The organism is Actinoplanes sp. NPDC048988, from assembly GCF_043197815.1.
Lineage (GTDB): Bacteria > Actinomycetota > Actinomycetes > Mycobacteriales > Micromonosporaceae > Actinoplanes.
In genome coordinates this window covers 108964-124041 of record NZ_JBICTW010000018.1, presented here as the reverse complement: position 1 = coordinate 124041, position 15078 = coordinate 108964, and the positions used below count along the sequence as shown (strand labels likewise).

Below are 15078 nucleotides of genomic sequence, written 5' to 3'. Positions count from 1 at the left end.
CTAGATTCGGCGGCATGGACTCCCCGCCTAAGTTGCAGCCGGGCGACCGGGTCGCCGTCGTCTCACCCTCGTGGGCCGGTCCGGGCGTCTTCCCGGCCGTGCACGAGCAGTCCCTGCGGCGTATCCGCGACGACCTGGGGCTCGAGCCGGTGGAGTACGCCACCACGCGCACCCAGGGAACGCCGGCCGAACGGGCGGCCGACCTGATGGCGGCCTACGCCGACCCGTCGATCCGGGCCGTGTTCGCGACCATCGGCGGCAGCGACCAGATCACCGTACTGCCGCACCTCGATCCGGCTCCGTTCCGGAACGACCCGAAGCCGTACTTCGGCTACTCCGACAACACCAACATGCTCAACTGGCTGTGGACCCAGTCGATCGCGAGTTATCACGGCGGCTCGACGATGGTGCACCTCTCACGCGGGCCGGCGATCGACCCCGAGCACCTGTCGTCGCTGCGGGCGGCGCTGTTCGAGACCGTCGATCTGCCGATCACCCCGGTGTCCGGATTCCGTGACGAGGAGATCGGCTGGGACGATCCGCGGGCGCTGACCGACGCGGCGCCGGCCGAGCCCAACCCGGGCTGGGTGTGGCACAACGCCGACCGGATGGTCACCGCGCCGACCTGGGGCGGCAGCATGGAGATCTTCCACTGGAACCTGGCCGCCGACCGGTGGATCCGGCCGAACGAGGCTTACACGGGCTCCATCCTGCTGCTGGAGACGTCCGAGGAGCTGCCCTCCGCCGGAAGCGTCTTCCGTATGTTGCGCAACGCGGGCGAGCGCGGCCTTCTCGAACAGTTCCCGGTCGTGCTGATGGCCGCGGCCAAGGCCAGCCACTTCGGCTCCCGGCCCGATCGCGGCAAACGGGACGAATACCGCGATGAGCAGCGTACGGCCGTACTGAAAGCCCTGGAGGCCTACAACCCCTCGGCGATGGCCGTCTTCGGCGTGGAGTTCGGCCACACCGGGCCACAGTGGATCCTGCCGTACGGGGGCCGGCTGACCGTCGACGGGCCGGAGCGCCGGATCATCGCCCACTTCTGACCGGTTCGGTGTGGCGCGGGTGCACCGGTGGCGCGCTCGGGTCGCAGAACGCCTTGACCGGCGTGTGCGACGGCAGCCGGCTCGGAATCAGGAACCAGGCCAGCACGCCACCCGCGATCATCAGGCCGGCGCAGATCATCATCGTGTTCCGGTAGACCGGCGACAGCTGCGCCGCGTCGGTCAGGTTGCCGCTGCCCAGGCCGGCCGCGAGGGGCAGCACGGCCACCGACAGCAGACCGGCGGCCCGGGCCACGGCGTTGTTGACCCCGGAGGCGATTCCCGCGTACGCGTCGTCGAGCGCACCCAGCGCGGTGGACGTCAGCGGCGCCACGAGCAAGGTCAGCCCCACGCCGAAGACGATCACCGAGGGCAGCACGCCGGTCCAGTACTCCGCGCCGGCGCCGATCCGCGACATCATCAGCAACGCCAGGGCGCAGATCAGCGGGCCCACGGTCATCGGGAGGCGCGGGCCGATCCGCTGGCCGAGCGCGCCCGAGCGGGCCGAGAACAGCAGCATGAGCACGGTCGAGGGCAGCAGCGCGGTCCCGGCCAGCAGCGGCGAGAAGCCGGCGACGACCTGCAGGTTGATGACGAACAGGAAGAAGACGCCGCCGTTGGCCCCGTAGACCAGGAAGGTGACCAGGTTGGCCCCGCTGAACGCCTTGCTCTTGAAGATCGACACCGGCATCATCGGCTGCCGCGCGCGGCGTTCGGCCAGCACGAAGGCGACCAGGCCGGCCACGCCCAGGGCGAGCGTGCCGAGCACCACCGGATCGCCCGGGCCGCGCATCGGCCAGGCCGTGAAGCCGTACGTGAGACCGGCCAGCCCGATCGCGCCGGTCAGCACGCCCACGTAGTCGATATGGCCGGTGGCGTCCGGATTGCGGGACTCGGGAACGTGCCGCGCGGCGATCAGCAGCACGATCGCGGCCAGCGGCACGTTGATCAGGAAGATGTAGCGCCAGTCGCCGATGCCGACCAGCCAGCCGCCGAGGAACGGGCCCAGCGCCCCGCCGATGCCGCCCAGGCCCGACCAGGCGCCGATCGCCTTGGACCGGTCCTCCCGGTCGAACGACGCCTCCAGGATCGCCAGCGAGCCCGGCGTCAGCAGCGCCCCGCCGATGCCCTGCAGGATGCGGGCCACGATCAGCCAGCCGATGTTCGGCGCGAGACCGCAGAGCAGCGAGGCCGCGGCGAACCAGGCGACGCCCAGCATGAAGATCCGCTTGCGGCCGAACCGGTCACCGAGCGAGCCGCCGAGCAGAACCAGGGCGGCCAGGCTCAGCGCGTAACCGTTGATCGTCCATTGCAGACCGGCGGCGTCCGCGCCGAGATCGCGCCCGATCTCGGGCAGCGCGATGTTGACGACCGTCGAGTCGATGAAGGCCAGGCTGGAGCCGAGCACCGTGGCCAGCAGCACCCAACGGCCGGCCGGCGTGCTGAAACGCACCATCTGATCCATGCGCCCGACACTATCCCCGGCCGGACCGCGCCGGGATCAGTCAGTTGACTGTCAGTCGTTGCGCCGCCGACCAGATCTTCCGGGGTGATTGCAGCGCCGCCGCGGCCACCGCGGCCGGCGGCCGGCTGACACCGGGCCGGTGCCGCAGAAGGCTGTTGAGGCGGGCGCCGAGCACCTCGCGCTGGAAGGGCTTGAACAGGTAGTCGTCGGCGCCGGCGTCGAGCGCGTGCATGATCCGCTGGTCGTTCACGTCGGCGCTGATCACCATGATCGGCAGGAAGGCCGTAGCCGGCTCCGACCGCAGCCGCCGGCACAGCTCGATGCCGTTCTCACCGGGCATCCGCACGTCGAGCAGGGCCGCGTCGACGCCCCCGCCCAGCAGGGCCACCCGAGCCGACTCGGCGTCCAGGGCCCGGATCACGGTGTGCCCCACCCGCTCCAGCGCCAGGCCCATCAGTTCGAGGTGATCGGCGTCATCGTCGGCGATCAGCACGGTAGCCACGCGAACCTCCAGGAGCCAGGAACAGCGATCACAAAGATGTTCGGTCGCGACGTGGGATCGCTGAGCCGTTTAGCCGACGTGGGCAGCCGCCTGCCGTACTACGACGTGTATCGGCCTCGGGGCCGGGACGGCTGGGGGCGGAGGTTAGGGAGCACGTCACACGTTGTCGCGGGGCGCTCGCCACCGGGTAGTCCTAGGGTGGATGGATGCGTGCTGCTGTGTTCCACGAGTCCGGTCCGGCGTCCGTTCTGAAGATCGAGGAGCGGGAGCTTCCGCCCGCGGGGCCGGGGGAGGTGCGGGTGCGGATCGTGCTGTCGGCGGTCAATCCGACCGACACCGGGACGCGGGCCGGTAAGGGGGTTCCGGACGGGGTGTCGCCGCCCCGGGTGCCCAACCAGGATGGGGCCGGTGTGGTCGACGCCGTGGGGGACGGGGTGACCGGGCTCGAGCCGGGGGACCGGGTGTGGGTGTGGGACAGCGGGTTCGGGCGGGAGAACGGGACCGCCCAGGAGTACGTGGTTCTGCCGCGGCGGCAGGTGGTGCGGATGAACGATGACGTGCCGTTCGAGGTGGGTGCGGCGCTGGGTATTCCGGCGCTCACCGCGCACCGGTGCCTCACACTGGCCAGCGACGGGCCGCAGCGGCTGGCGCCGGGAGCCCTGGACGGGCGGACCGTGCTGGTCGCGGGTGGGGCCGGCGCCGTCGGCAACGCGGCCATTCAGCTCGCCAAGTGGGCCGGGGCGAAGGTGCTGACCACCGTCTCGTCCAAGGAGAAAGCCGACCTCGCCGTGGCCGCCGGAGCCGATGCGGTGATCAACTATCGGGAGGAGGCCGTCGTCGCGCGGGTGGCCGAGCTCGCGTCGGGCGGCGCCGACATCATCGTCGAGGTCAGCACCGACAACCTGCCGATCGACCTCGACGTCGTGGCGCCGGGCGGCAACATCGCCATCTACGTCGGTGGCAAGGTGACCATCCCCAGCTTCAAGGCGATGCTCAAGAACGTCAGCCTCGACTTCGTGCTCACCTACACGACCACCGTCGAGGAGAAGGACAACGCCGTGGCCGCGGTCGCCGAGGCGGTCAACTCCGGCGCGTTCCGGGTCGGCGAGCAGGCCGGCCTGCCGATTCTGCGCTACCCGTTCGAGCAGGTCGGCGGGGCGCACGAGGCGGTCGAGCGCAACGCCGTCGGCAAGGTCGTCATCGAGGTGACTCAGCCTTAGCCAGCAGCGCGTCGGCCACCCGGGAGACGCCCTGGCCGTCGACCGCCGCCCAGGCCTTCCGGGCCAGCTCGGTGCGGAGGGCCGGGTCGGTCAGCAGCGTGCGCAGCGTGGTCACCGCGTCGGGGCCGAAGTGGCCGAGCTGCCCGATGCCGGCCGCGAAGCCGCGAGCGAGCGTCCGGTCGTACCCCAGAATCTGATTGTCGACCACCCAGACCAGCGCGGCCGGCAGACCGAGGCAGAGCAGTTCCCAGGTCGACGTGCCGCTGGCGCTGACCGCGAGGTCGGCTCCGGCGAGCAGTTTCGGCAGGTCGTCGGTGGGCGGGATGATCTCGAAGCGCTGGCCCTGGGCCGGCTTCACCGCCTGCAACTCCCGCCGCAGCTCCTCGTTGGCGCCGATGATCGTGGCGTCGAGGGGCGCCTCCGTGCCCGCCAGCAGCCGGGCGATCGCCGGCGCCGCGCGGTAGGCGTCGGTGCCGCCGAAAAAGGCCACGACCTTGGGTGTACGTCCGGAGGTGTGCACCGGGGGCGCGAGCGGCCGCAGCTGCCGTACCGAACCGCGCAGCAGCGCGTAGTCGAGCCCGGCCAGGCCGATCGCGTCCTCGACGTCAATGACCGCGTCCAGGTTCTGGTCGACGTAGATGTCGGCCGACTGCCCGCGGAAGTCGCCGTCGACGATGGCGAGCACCGGCAGCCCGGTCTTGCGGACCGCCACCGTGTGCTGCGGCGGCAGCGTGTACGAGTCGACCACCAGCGCGTCGAGCTGAAGCCGCTCGGTCGCCGCGACCAGGCCGACCTCGTCGAACGGGGCCGGGTGCCACGGCAGCCCGCGCTGGGTGAGCTGGGCCTCGGCCCATTCCACACCGCCCAGGTCGCTGAGGAACCGGACGGACACTCCGCGTGACACCAGCTCCTCGGCCAGGGCCACGCAACGGACCAGATGCCCGACGCCGGTGCGGGCACCGGCGTCGCAGCGGATTCCGACGATCGTCACGGTTACGCCTGTACCAGCGCCTTCTGGAGGACGTGCGCGTTCAGCTCGGTGAGGTCGGGCCGTCCGGCCAGCCAGTCGGTCAGCTTGCGCACCGAGATCGGCTCGTCGCCGAAGTGCTGGACGATCGCCTCGATCAGCTTCCAGTCGTCCTCGGTGTCCAGCGTGAGCCGCAGGTGCGACAGGTCGGGCTGCAGGGTCAGCCCGATCACGTCGAACTCCTCGGAGTGCGTGTAGATGTACGACGTCACGTGCGTGCGGTGGTGTTCGGTGGCCAGCGCGTCGATCTCGCGCAGGACCGGCGTGCGGACCACCTCGACGTCCAGGCCGCGGGGCAGCGTCTTGACGATCGATGTGGTCATGTAGTCGGCCTCGGCGGCCGTGAAGACCCGGTACGCGCGAGCGATCAGTTCCGGGTCGAGCAGCGGCGAGTCCGCGGTGAAGCGGAGCACGACGTCGCTCTCGTGCTCGTCCAGCACACCCAGGAAGCGCTCGAGCACGTCGTCGACCGACCCCCGGTAGCAGGGCACGCCGAGGGCGGCGCACTCGGCCGCGACCGCGTCGTCGTCGGGCTCGGTGGTGGTGGCCACGACGATGGTGTCCAGGACACCGCTCTGCGCGGCGGCCCGGACGACCCGTTCGAGAACACTGCGGCGGCCCAGCTTGCGAAGCACCTTGCCGGGCAACCGGGAGGAGCCCATCCGGGCCTGGATGATGCCGAGGGTTGTCATGAAAGTCCTTTTCGAAGGCGATTGCGAGCCTTGCGGGCTACCCCGAATCCGAGTTTTGCAACGCGGAAACTCACGGAGCCGCTGAAGGCGGCGATCTGCATACGGGCCTTGCGAAGTTCGGCGTCCCGGCGGCCGAGCTCGCGCTCGAACCACTGGGCCCGGGTGGTGGCGTCGGCCAGTTGCCGGCGCAGCGCCCGGATCTGTTCCTCGTGCTCCCGGCGCGCGTCCGGCAGCGGGGGATCCTCGCCCGCGGCCGCGTCGCCGGTTTCCGCGTCGGCGGGCCGGCCGGCGGCGGCGTGCAGGATCGAGGTGAGGGTCGGCAGGTCGACGGCGGCCGGCCAGGGGTGCGCGTAGCCACCGCCGAGCAGCGTCTGCGCGAACCGGCGGATCACGTCGGTCTGCGGCGGGACACTGGGGTCGAGCACTGTGTAAGTCAGCTCTGGGTGAGTCAGCTCTGTGGAGTTGTCCTCGTGGACCACCACGTTGTCGGCGGCGGCGCCGGGGTGCGCGGCGGTCCAGCCGGTGAGCAACCGCCGCACGATCGGAAGATCGTGCCGCAGGCAGGCGGCCAGAAGCAACTCCTCCAGCAGGCGGCCCCGCGGCAGCGGCCCGTTCAGCGCGGACAGGTCCCGACCAGGAACTTCACGGAGTACGCGCCGGGTCCACCCGCCGTCACGACCGGGGGCCAGCTCGACCACCGGGCCGTCTCCGATCAGCACCGGCGGCAGGCTCAGCGCGGCCGCCGGGCGGGGCGCGCGGTGGGCCGCGACGAGCCAGGCCGAGGCGAGTTCCGGCCCCAGGCCGCCGCGCACGGCGGCCGCGGCCAGCCGGCGGGGGTCACTCAGGACCGACCTTTCGGCGTACGCCCGGGCGGCGGCGCTCGCGGTGACGGCGGCCAGCGCGTCGGCCGGCCCGTCGTGCAGCGCGTTCGGCGTGGCGATCAGGGTCGGCTCGTGCGGCACGGGCCAGGCCGCGCCCAGCCAGTCGACGGCCAGGCCCTCGGCGGCGAGCCGGCCGGCGAGGCGGCCCGGGTTGCCGGGCTTGGTGTCGAACTCGCCCAGCGGCCGCCAGGCGCTGTCGGCCTGGGACGCGGTGGACGAGGACGGGTCGACCAGCTTGTGCACGCCGAGATCGTTCTCGACGGCCAGCAGCAGCGTGCCGCCGGGGCGCAGGAGGCGTTGGAGTGCCTGGAGGCTTTCCACCCAGTCGAGCTGGGGTCCCTCGACCGAGCAGAGGCGGTCGAGCCCGTCGAGGGCGACCACGACGTCGTACCGCTCGGTGTCCAGGACCTTGGCCAGGCTGCCGCAGAGGACCCGCACCCCGCGGGCCTCCACCTCGATCGCGTCGGGCTGGGAGCGCAGCAGGCAGGTCACCGTGGCACGGGCGGCCAGCGTGTCGACCAGCGCGGCGTCGTGCGGACCGGCGACCAGCACCTCGGCGCCGTCGGGCAGCTGATCGGCGAGGTAGCCGAACAGGGCGCCGCCGGCGGGCGGACGGTCCTCGGTGAAGGAGGGCATCTCGCCCCCGATCATCTCCATCACGCGGGCACCCTAGCCTTCTCCGTCCAGCCGAGGAGAACGCGCAGCTCGGCCGGCGAGGCGAGGTAGCCGTCGCCGAGCTCGCTCAGCGCCGACGGCCGGGCGACGGTCATGTCGAGGTGTTTGCCGTGCAGCTCGGGCCACTCGCGCCGGATCCGCTCGGCCATCGGCAGGTCTTCCCGGTCGAGGTGCATCGGGTCGCCGTAGACGGCCGGTTCGCAGCCGGCCGCGACGCCGTGGAAGATCGCGCTGCTCAGTCTGTTCGAGGCGACACGCTTGTGCCGGCGCAGCTCGGCGAGCTGCTTGTCGAGGAAGTGGCGGTCGGTGTCGAGCCACTGCTTGCCGCGGTAGCCGTGGCACACCACGCGGCCGTACTGCTCGTACGACTGGCGGACCTTGTCGTTCTGGAACTCGTTCCAGTAGAGGCAGAAGGTGACCGGGCCGTCCTCGGTCGCCAGGATCTCCTCGACCTGCCGCTGGTGGTCGCCGAGGACCTGCTGGTTCTCCCAGCCGTGGAACGGATAGAAGATGGTGCCCTCGCGCGGCGGGGCGCCCGGGTCCTCGGGCCGCATGGTCAGCAGGTAGAGGAAGGGGGCGCCGATGACCGTGACATGGCGGCGCCCCATCGACCACGCCCGCCGCCTCGTGCGTTCCGAGTAGACGAGGATGGGCCGGCCCGGCACGTAGGGCGTGCCGTAGCCGAGCCCGTCCACCACGTTCCAGCCGTGCTGCACGAAGCCGTCGATCCGGGGTGGATCCTCCGGATCGAGGCCGCAGTACTCCGCGAGGATGTGCGCGTGGCCGTAGAAGTGGTTGGCGTGGTGCACCCGACTAGCTCCCGAGGATGGTCCGCAACGCCTCGACGACTCGGTCCTGGTCGGCATCGCTGAGGTCGACGAAGAGCGGCAACGATAGCTCCTCAGCGTAGAAGGCCTCGGCGACGGGGCACATCCCCCGGCGGTAGCCCAGCTCCTCGAAGGCCGGGTGCCAGTAGACCGGGATGTAGTTGACCTGCACACCGATGCCCGCCTCGCGCAGCCGGTCGTACACCTCGCGGCGACGGCCGTCGAGCACCCGGACGGGGTACAGGTGACGCAGCGGGTCGACGCCCTCACGCTGGATCGGCAGGCGCAGGCCGGGCACGTCGGCCAGCAGCGCGTCGTAGCGCGCGGTGAGCTCCTGCCGGCGGGCCTTGAACGCGCCCAGGCGCTTGAGCTGCGAGCTGCCGAGCGCGCACAGGATGTCGGGCAGCCGGTAGTTCAGCCCGAATTCCTGCACCTCGTAGAACCAGCCACCCTCGTCCGGGTGACGCAGCTTGGCCGGATCTTTGACCATGCCGACGTTGTGGAACGTGCGGGCGCGCTCCAGCAGGTCGGGCCGGATCGAGGCGACCGCGCCGCCCTCGGCGGTGGTGAGGTTCTTGGTCGGGAAGAACGAGAACGTGGTCAGGTCGGCCAGCGAGCCGACCGGGCGGCCGTTCAGCGACGAGCCGATCGAGTGGGCGGCGTCGCCGATGAGCACGGCGCCCACGCTCTCCGAGATCTTGCGGAGGGCGTCGTAGTCGGCCGGGTGACCGGCGTAGTCGACGGCGGCGACGGCCTTGGTCTTCGCCGTGACCAGGGACTCGACAGCGGCCGGGTCGATGTTCGCCGTGTCGTCCTCGATGTCGGCGAACACGACCTTGGCGCCGAGCATCATGGCGGTCGAGGCCGTGGCCACGAACGTCATCGGGGTGGTGACCACCTCGTCGCCCGCGCCGACTCCGGCCGCCGCGTACGCCGTGTGCAGCGCGGTCGTCCCGTTGGTGACAGTGACGGCCGGGGCGCCGGCCGCGGCCTCGATGTCCGCCTCGAACTGGGCCACCCGCGGCCCGGTGGTCAGCCAGTCGCTGCCCAGGGCCGCGACGACGGCCTCGGCGTCGGACTCGTCGATGGATTGCCGCCCGTAGGGCAGCATCAGTTCTCCTCGAGCAGGGCGCGCATGTCCTCGACCGACAGCCAGAGGTCGTTGTTGTCGGAGCGGTAGTTGAAGCCGTCCGGCACCTCTTCGCCGCCCTCGGGAGCCTCGTAGCCCCAGCTGGCCACCACCGGCTGGACCACGTAGCGGTCGGGGAAGCGCAGCGTGCGGCGGCTGTCGTCGGAGGCGATCATCTCCTCGTGCAGCTTCTCGCCCGGCCGGACACCCATCTCGTGGGTCGGCGAGTTCGGGGCGACGGCCTCGACCAGGTCGAGGATCCGCATGCTCGGGATGCGCGGGACGAACAGCTCGCCACCCTGCATCACGTCGAACGAGTCGACGACGAACTTGACGGCCTGGGGGAGCGTGATCCAGAAGCGGGTCATCCGCTTGTCGGTGATCGGCAGGCTCTTGCCGTCGGCGGCCAGCTTGCGGAACAGCGGGACGACCGAGCCGCGGCTGCCCATAACGTTTCCGTAACGGACGACGGCCAGGCGCGTCGGGTGGGTCGCGGCGTAGTGGTTGCCGGCGATGAAGAGCTTGTCGGCGACCAGCTTGGTGGCGCCGTACAGGTTGATCGGGCTCGACGCCTTGTCGGTGGAGAGTGCGACGACCTTCTTGACGCCCTTGTCGATCGCGGCGTCGATGACGTTCTGCGAGCCGTTGATGTTCGTCTCGACGAACTCCGACGGGTTGTACTCGGCGGTGTCGACCTGCTTCAGCGCGGCCGCGTGCACGACGTAGTCGACGCCGTGCATGGCGCGCTCCAGCCGGGACTTGTCCCGGATGTCGCCCAGGAAGAAGCGCAGGCGCGGGTCGTCGTTGAACATCTGCCGCAGCTCGTACTGCTTCAGCTCGTCCCGGGAGAACACCACGATGCGCTGCGGGTCAAGGTGGGTCAGGGCGTAGTTGAGGAACGCCTTTCCGAAGGAACCGGTCGCGCCGGTGACCAGGATCGACGATCCGCTCAGAACAGACACTTGATTTTCTCCCGGGGGGTGGGACAGGACGCAGTACGAGCCGGAAGCATAACCATCGGACCTGCCGATTCGCGGGTCAAGCTCAAACGATCACCGTAGTTCACCCGGTGTTCAGCTAGCATTGGCCCGGCCTTCATGAGCCACCGTCAGTTTTAGAATCCTCTGTCCACACCCCCTTGGAGTTACCCCGTGAGCGAACTGCAGAGACTGCGTGAGGCGTTCCGTACCGCCCTCGACCTTCCGGCGGACGCCCCCGTGGACGACCTGCGGTACCAGGACAACGAGAAGTGGGATTCGCTCGCGCACATGTCCCTGGTGGCGACCATCGAGGACGAGTTCTCGGTGATGATTGACACAGACGACGTCATCAACATGTCGAGCTTCCAGGAAGCGATCAGCATCCTCGGCAAGTACGGGATCAACTTCAATGAGTGACCGGGCGGCCCTGGTCACAGGCGCCTCCCGCGGCATCGGCAAGGCCACCGCCACCAAGCTGGCGGAGCGCGGTTACGACCTGGTCCTGCACGGTCACGGCGCCGACGCGGTGGCCGCGGTCGCCGCCGAGCTGGGCGACAAGTTCGGCGTCACCGTGCTGCACGCGCACGGCGACATCGCCGACCCGGCCACCAGCAAGGCGCTGGTCCAGCTCGCCTTCCAGAACTTCAAGCGCCTCGACGCGCTGGTCGTCAACGCCGGCACGCACGCGGCCGGCATGCTCGGCATGACCGACGACGCCACCATCGAGCGACTTTTCGCGGTGAACGCGACCGGCGCCGTCTTCACCCTCCGGGGTGCCGCCCGGCTGCTGGCCCGGGGCAAGAACCCGGCCGTCGTGCTGCTCTCGTCGATCACCGCCAGCCGGGGCATCGCCGGGCAGGTCGCCTACTCGGCCTCCAAGGGCGCGGTGGCCGCGCTGGCCCGTTCCGCCGCCAAGGAGCTCGGGCCGCAGGGCATCCGGGTCAACGCGGTGGAGCCCGGCTTCATCCGTACCGACATGCTCGACACCCTCGACGAGAAGGGCCGCGAGCAGACGGTCGGCGACACCGCACTCGGCCGGCTCGGCGAGGCCGAGGACGTGGCCGACGTGATCGCCTTCCTTCTTTCCGACCAGGCCCGCTTCGTCACCGGACAGGTGATCGGGGTCGACGGAGGACTCAAGCTGTGAACCTGTTCCACCCCGGTGCCCGCGTCGTCGACGCGGCCACCGGCGAGACGCTGACCGAGGAAACCATCGCGGCGGCGGCCGCCGTCCTGGCCGAGGAGCCGGGCGGGGTGGTGTTCCTGCCGATCGAGACGACCATCGCGTCGATCGCCCGTTACCTGGCGGCGCTGCGGCTCGGCCGTCCGGTCGTGCTGCTCGACCCGGACGCCGACCACAGCGACCTGATCGAGCGGTTCAGCACCACCGAGGTGCACCCCGACCTGGCGATCCTGCTGACCACCAGCGGATCTACCGGGAACCCGAAGCTGGTCCGGCTCTCGGCGTCGGCGGTCGAGACCAACGCCGACCAGATCGCCCGGGTTCTCGACATCACGGCCGACTCGGTGGCCATCACGACGCTGCCGCTCTTCTACTCGTACGGCATGTCGGTCCTGAACTCGCACCTGCTGCGCGGGGCCACGATCGTCCTCGAGCGCACCGGCATCATGCAGCGCGACTTCTGGACGGCCGCCGTCGACCACGGCGTCACCTCGATGGCCTTCGTCCCGTCGCAGTACGAGATGCTGCGCCGGCTGCGCTTCGACCCGGCGAAATACCCCACGCTGCGCAACCTCACCCAGGCCGGCGGGCGCCTGCGGGCCGAGCTGGTCACCGACTTCGCCGAGCGGATGGCGAAGGTCGGCGGCCGGCTCTACGTGATGTACGGCCAGACCGAGGCGGCGCCGCGGATGACGACGCTGCCGCCGGACCGGCTGGCCGAGAAGCTGGGCTCGGTCGGGCTCGCCCTGCCCGGCTCGCACTTCACGATCGAGGACGACGAGGTCGTCTTCCACGGCCCGAACGTGATGATGGGCTACGCCGACACCGCGGCCGATCTGGTCAAGGGCGACGAGCAGGGCGGCGTGCTGCGCACCGGCGATCTGGGCCGGCTCGACGACGAGGGCTTCCTGTTCATCACCGGCCGGATCAAGCGGATGGCCAAGGTCTTCGGCGTCCGGATCAACCTGGACGACGTCGAGAAGAACTTCCCGGTGACGGCCGTGGCCGGCGACGACAAGCTCGAGGTCTTCGCCGTCGGTGTCTCCGACGACGACGCTCGCAGCCTCCGCACCAAGATCGCGGAGTGGCTCGGGACACACTTCACCGGCGTGAACGTGCGTAGTGTTGAGGCCTTGCCGCTGCTGCCGAACGGCAAGATCGACTATCGCGCGTTGGAGTCTTCGCTGTGAGTGTCTTCACCCTCCCTCAGGCCGCGAAGGAGGAGGTCCTTCTCAAGGAACTCTCCGCGCTGGTCGAGCACCACCGGGAAAAATGCGAGCCGTACGAGCGGATCCTCGCCGCTTCCGGCTACACCCCGGCCGACTCGATCGCCGGCCTGCCCTGGCTGCCCGTGCGGCTGTTCAAGAACCTCGAGCTCAAAAGCATCCCGGACGACGAGATCTACAAGGTGCTGACCTCCAGCGGTACCACCGGCGAGGTCAGCAAGATCTACCTCGACAAGGAGTCGGCCGCCGAGCAGACCCGCCGCCTCGGCGCGACCGTGCAGAGCGTGCTCGGCCCCAAGCGGCTGCCGATGATCCTGGTCGACACCAAGGCCATGCTGAAGGACCGCAAGTCGTTCAGCGCCCGCGGCGCCGGCGTGCTCGGCATGTCGAACTTCGGCCGCAACCACGTCTGGGCGCTCGACGGCGAGGGTCACGTCGACCTGCCGGCGCTGAAGGAGTTCCTGGAGAAGTACGGGAACGAGCCGTTCCTCATCTTCGGCTTCACCTACCTGGTCTGGCTGCACCTGTACGAGGTGGCCCGCGACAACGGCCTCGACCTCAGCAACGGCATCCTGATCCACTCGGGCGGCTGGAAGAAGCTGATCGACCAGGCCGTCTCGCCCGAGGAGTTCCGCGCCCGGCTGGCCGGCGTCGGCCTGACCAGGGTGCACAACTACTACGGCATGATCGAGCAGATCGGCACGGTCTTCCTCGAGGGCCCGTCCGGCGGCTCGCTCTACGCCCCCGACTTCGCCGACATCGTGATCCGCAACCCGCAGACGTGGGAGGAGCAGCCCGTCGGCGAGCCCGGCCTGATCGAGGTGATCAGCACGCTGCCCACCTCGTACCCGGGGCACATCATCCTCACCGAGGACCTCGGCGTGGTGCACGGCGTCGACGACGGCGACTGGCCCGGCAAGCGCTTCTCGGTGCTCGGCCGGCTCCCGCGGGCCGAGGCCCGCGGCTGCTCCGACACCTACCGGGAGGCGGCGTGACCACGATCAGGTACCGGTTCGGGGCCGAGGGCGACCTCACCGCGCCGTCGGACGACCGGCTCACCGTCGGCGACCCGCGGGTCATCGACTTCCTCGGCAAACTGGCCCGCAAGCTGCTCGTGCCGGCGGTCGCCCGCCGCCACCCCGAGCTCGGCTCGCTCGGCTTCTTCCTGCGCCCGGCCGAGCTGCACCGCGTGGTCAAGCACATGCAGCACGAGGACGCGCTGGTCTTCCCGCGCGGCAACGTGTTCCACGTGCCGCCGGCGAACGTCGACACGATCTTCGTCTACTCGTGGGCGCTGTCCGCGCTGGCCGGCAACCACAACGTGGTCCGCATCTCGGAGCGCTCGGCCACCGCGGCCGACACGATCCTGGGCGCGCTCAACGAGGTGCTGGCCGACTCCGACCCGATCATCGGCCGCACCCAGCGGATGGTCACCTACGGCCGGGACGACGCCATCACCGGCGCCCTGAGCAAGTGGGCCGACGTCCGGGTCATCTGGGGCGGCGACAACACCGTCGAGGCGATCCGCAAGCACCCGCTGCGCCCGTCCGCGCGCGACCTGACCTTCCCCGACCGCACGTCGTGGGCCGCGCTCTCGGCCGACGGCTGGCGGGCGGCCGACGACAAGAAGCGGCGTGAGGCGGTCCTCGGCTTCACCAACGACGCCTACTGGTTCGACCAGGCCGCCTGCTCGTCACCGCGCACGGTCTTCCTGGTCGGCGAGGACACCGGCGACGTCCGCGAGCAGTTCATTGAGCTGCTGATCGAGGTCTCCGGCCAGCGCGGCTGGGAGATCGACGCGGCGATGGCGGTGGAGAAGAGGGTGAACGCCTACGGCCTGGCCGCGACCGGCGCGATCTCCTCGATGGAGTTCCCGGCCAACTCGGTCACCGCGATGTCGCTCACCACGGTGCCGGACGCGCCGCGCCACTGGATCGGCGCCGGCGCCTTCCCGTTCGCCGAGGTCGGCTCGCTGCTCGACCTGGTGCCGGTCATGAACCGGCAGGACCAGACGTTCAGCCACTTCGGCTTCGGCGCCGACGAACTGCGCGAGTTCGGCCTGGCGCTGGGCGGTCGCGGCGTCGACCGGATCGTGCCCTTCGGCCAGGCGCTGACCTTCGGCTCGATCTGGGACGGTTACGACCTGCCCCGCGAGTTCACCCGATTGACGACGCTTTCCCTGTGACGGGGGCTACGAGCAGCCTCGGTACGTGCCCGGGCTGACTACG

At 70.4% G+C, this 15078-nt stretch carries 15 protein-coding genes; 7 read left to right on the top strand and 8 right to left on the bottom strand.

Going from position 1 to position 15078, the window contains the following annotated elements; all coding sequences use genetic code 11:
- Positions 1-14 precede the first annotated feature (14 nt).
- The gene (locus tag ACGFJ7_RS38500) at positions 15-1046 is read left to right on the top strand and encodes an LD-carboxypeptidase (protein WP_392646885.1); all 1032 of its coding nucleotides are present in this window, start codon (positions 15-17) and stop codon (positions 1044-1046) included.
- Here the strand turns inward: ACGFJ7_RS38500 and ACGFJ7_RS38495 are convergent.
- Positions 1030-2508, bottom strand: a complete 1479-nt coding sequence (locus ACGFJ7_RS38495; protein ID WP_360246355.1) for an MFS transporter — start codon at positions 2506-2508, stop codon at positions 1030-1032. The genes ACGFJ7_RS38500 and ACGFJ7_RS38495 overlap by 17 nt on opposite strands.
- 40 nt (positions 2509-2548) lie before the next feature.
- On the bottom strand, positions 2549-3010 hold the full coding sequence (locus ACGFJ7_RS38490) for a response regulator transcription factor (protein WP_360246353.1): 462 nt from the start codon (positions 3008-3010) through the stop codon (positions 2549-2551).
- A gap of 206 nt (positions 3011-3216) precedes the next feature.
- Here ACGFJ7_RS38490 and ACGFJ7_RS38485 point away from each other — a divergent pair, with 206 nt between their 5' ends.
- The gene (locus ACGFJ7_RS38485; protein ID WP_360246351.1) at positions 3217-4230 is read left to right on the top strand and encodes an NADPH:quinone reductase; all 1014 of its coding nucleotides are present in this window, start codon (positions 3217-3219) and stop codon (positions 4228-4230) included.
- Here the strand turns inward: ACGFJ7_RS38485 and ACGFJ7_RS38480 are convergent.
- From ACGFJ7_RS38480 to pseB, 6 genes are read right to left on the bottom strand one after another with little or no spacing between them, the layout of a single operon-like run.
- Positions 4208-5221 carry a PseG/SpsG family protein gene (locus ACGFJ7_RS38480; RefSeq protein ID WP_392646883.1) on the bottom strand — a complete coding sequence of 338 codons (1014 nt, stop codon included), beginning with the start codon at positions 5219-5221 and terminating at the stop codon, positions 4208-4210. The genes ACGFJ7_RS38485 and ACGFJ7_RS38480 overlap by 23 nt on opposite strands.
- Before the next feature lie 2 nt (positions 5222-5223).
- Positions 5224-5949 (bottom strand): glycosyltransferase family protein, encoded by a 726-nt coding sequence (locus tag ACGFJ7_RS38475; protein WP_360246347.1) that lies wholly within the window; start codon positions 5947-5949, stop codon positions 5224-5226.
- Entirely contained in the window at positions 5946-7487 is a 1542-nt protein-coding gene (locus tag ACGFJ7_RS38470) for a class I SAM-dependent methyltransferase (protein WP_392646881.1), read from the bottom strand. The genes ACGFJ7_RS38475 and ACGFJ7_RS38470 overlap by 4 nt, the downstream gene beginning before the upstream one ends.
- A complete protein-coding gene (locus ACGFJ7_RS38465; RefSeq protein WP_360246343.1) occupies positions 7487-8314 on the bottom strand; it encodes a hypothetical protein in 828 nt (275 codons plus the stop codon). Before ACGFJ7_RS38465 ends, ACGFJ7_RS38470 begins: the two co-directional genes overlap by 1 nt.
- A gap of 4 nt (positions 8315-8318) precedes the next feature.
- The gene (locus tag ACGFJ7_RS38460; protein WP_360246341.1) at positions 8319-9443 is read right to left on the bottom strand and encodes a DegT/DnrJ/EryC1/StrS family aminotransferase; all 1125 of its coding nucleotides are present in this window, start codon (positions 9441-9443) and stop codon (positions 8319-8321) included.
- On the bottom strand, positions 9443-10423 hold the full coding sequence (pseB, locus tag ACGFJ7_RS38455; RefSeq protein ID WP_360246339.1) for a UDP-N-acetylglucosamine 4,6-dehydratase (inverting): 981 nt from the start codon (positions 10421-10423) through the stop codon (positions 9443-9445). Before pseB ends, ACGFJ7_RS38460 begins: the two co-directional genes overlap by 1 nt.
- Positions 10424-10612: 189 nt before the next feature.
- Between pseB and ACGFJ7_RS38450 the strand changes: the two genes are divergently transcribed.
- From ACGFJ7_RS38450 to ACGFJ7_RS38430, 5 genes are read left to right on the top strand one after another with little or no spacing between them, the layout of a single operon-like run.
- Positions 10613-10858 carry an acyl carrier protein gene (locus tag ACGFJ7_RS38450; protein ID WP_097328818.1) on the top strand — a complete coding sequence of 82 codons (246 nt, stop codon included), beginning with the start codon at positions 10613-10615 and terminating at the stop codon, positions 10856-10858.
- A complete protein-coding gene (locus ACGFJ7_RS38445) occupies positions 10851-11588 on the top strand; it encodes an SDR family oxidoreductase (protein ID WP_360246337.1) in 738 nt (245 codons plus the stop codon). The genes ACGFJ7_RS38450 and ACGFJ7_RS38445 overlap by 8 nt, the downstream gene beginning before the upstream one ends.
- Entirely contained in the window at positions 11585-12814 is a 1230-nt protein-coding gene (locus ACGFJ7_RS38440; RefSeq protein WP_360246335.1) for an AMP-binding protein, read from the top strand. The genes ACGFJ7_RS38445 and ACGFJ7_RS38440 overlap by 4 nt, the downstream gene beginning before the upstream one ends.
- Positions 12811-13845: an acyl-protein synthetase gene (locus tag ACGFJ7_RS38435; protein WP_360246333.1), complete on the top strand. Its 1035-nt coding sequence runs from the start codon at positions 12811-12813 to the stop codon at positions 13843-13845. The genes ACGFJ7_RS38440 and ACGFJ7_RS38435 overlap by 4 nt, the downstream gene beginning before the upstream one ends.
- Complete coding sequence (locus ACGFJ7_RS38430) at positions 13842-15035, top strand: acyl-CoA reductase (RefSeq protein ID WP_392646878.1); 1194 nt, start codon at positions 13842-13844, stop codon at positions 15033-15035. Before ACGFJ7_RS38435 ends, ACGFJ7_RS38430 begins: the two co-directional genes overlap by 4 nt.
- Positions 15036-15078: the final 43 nt, after the last annotated feature.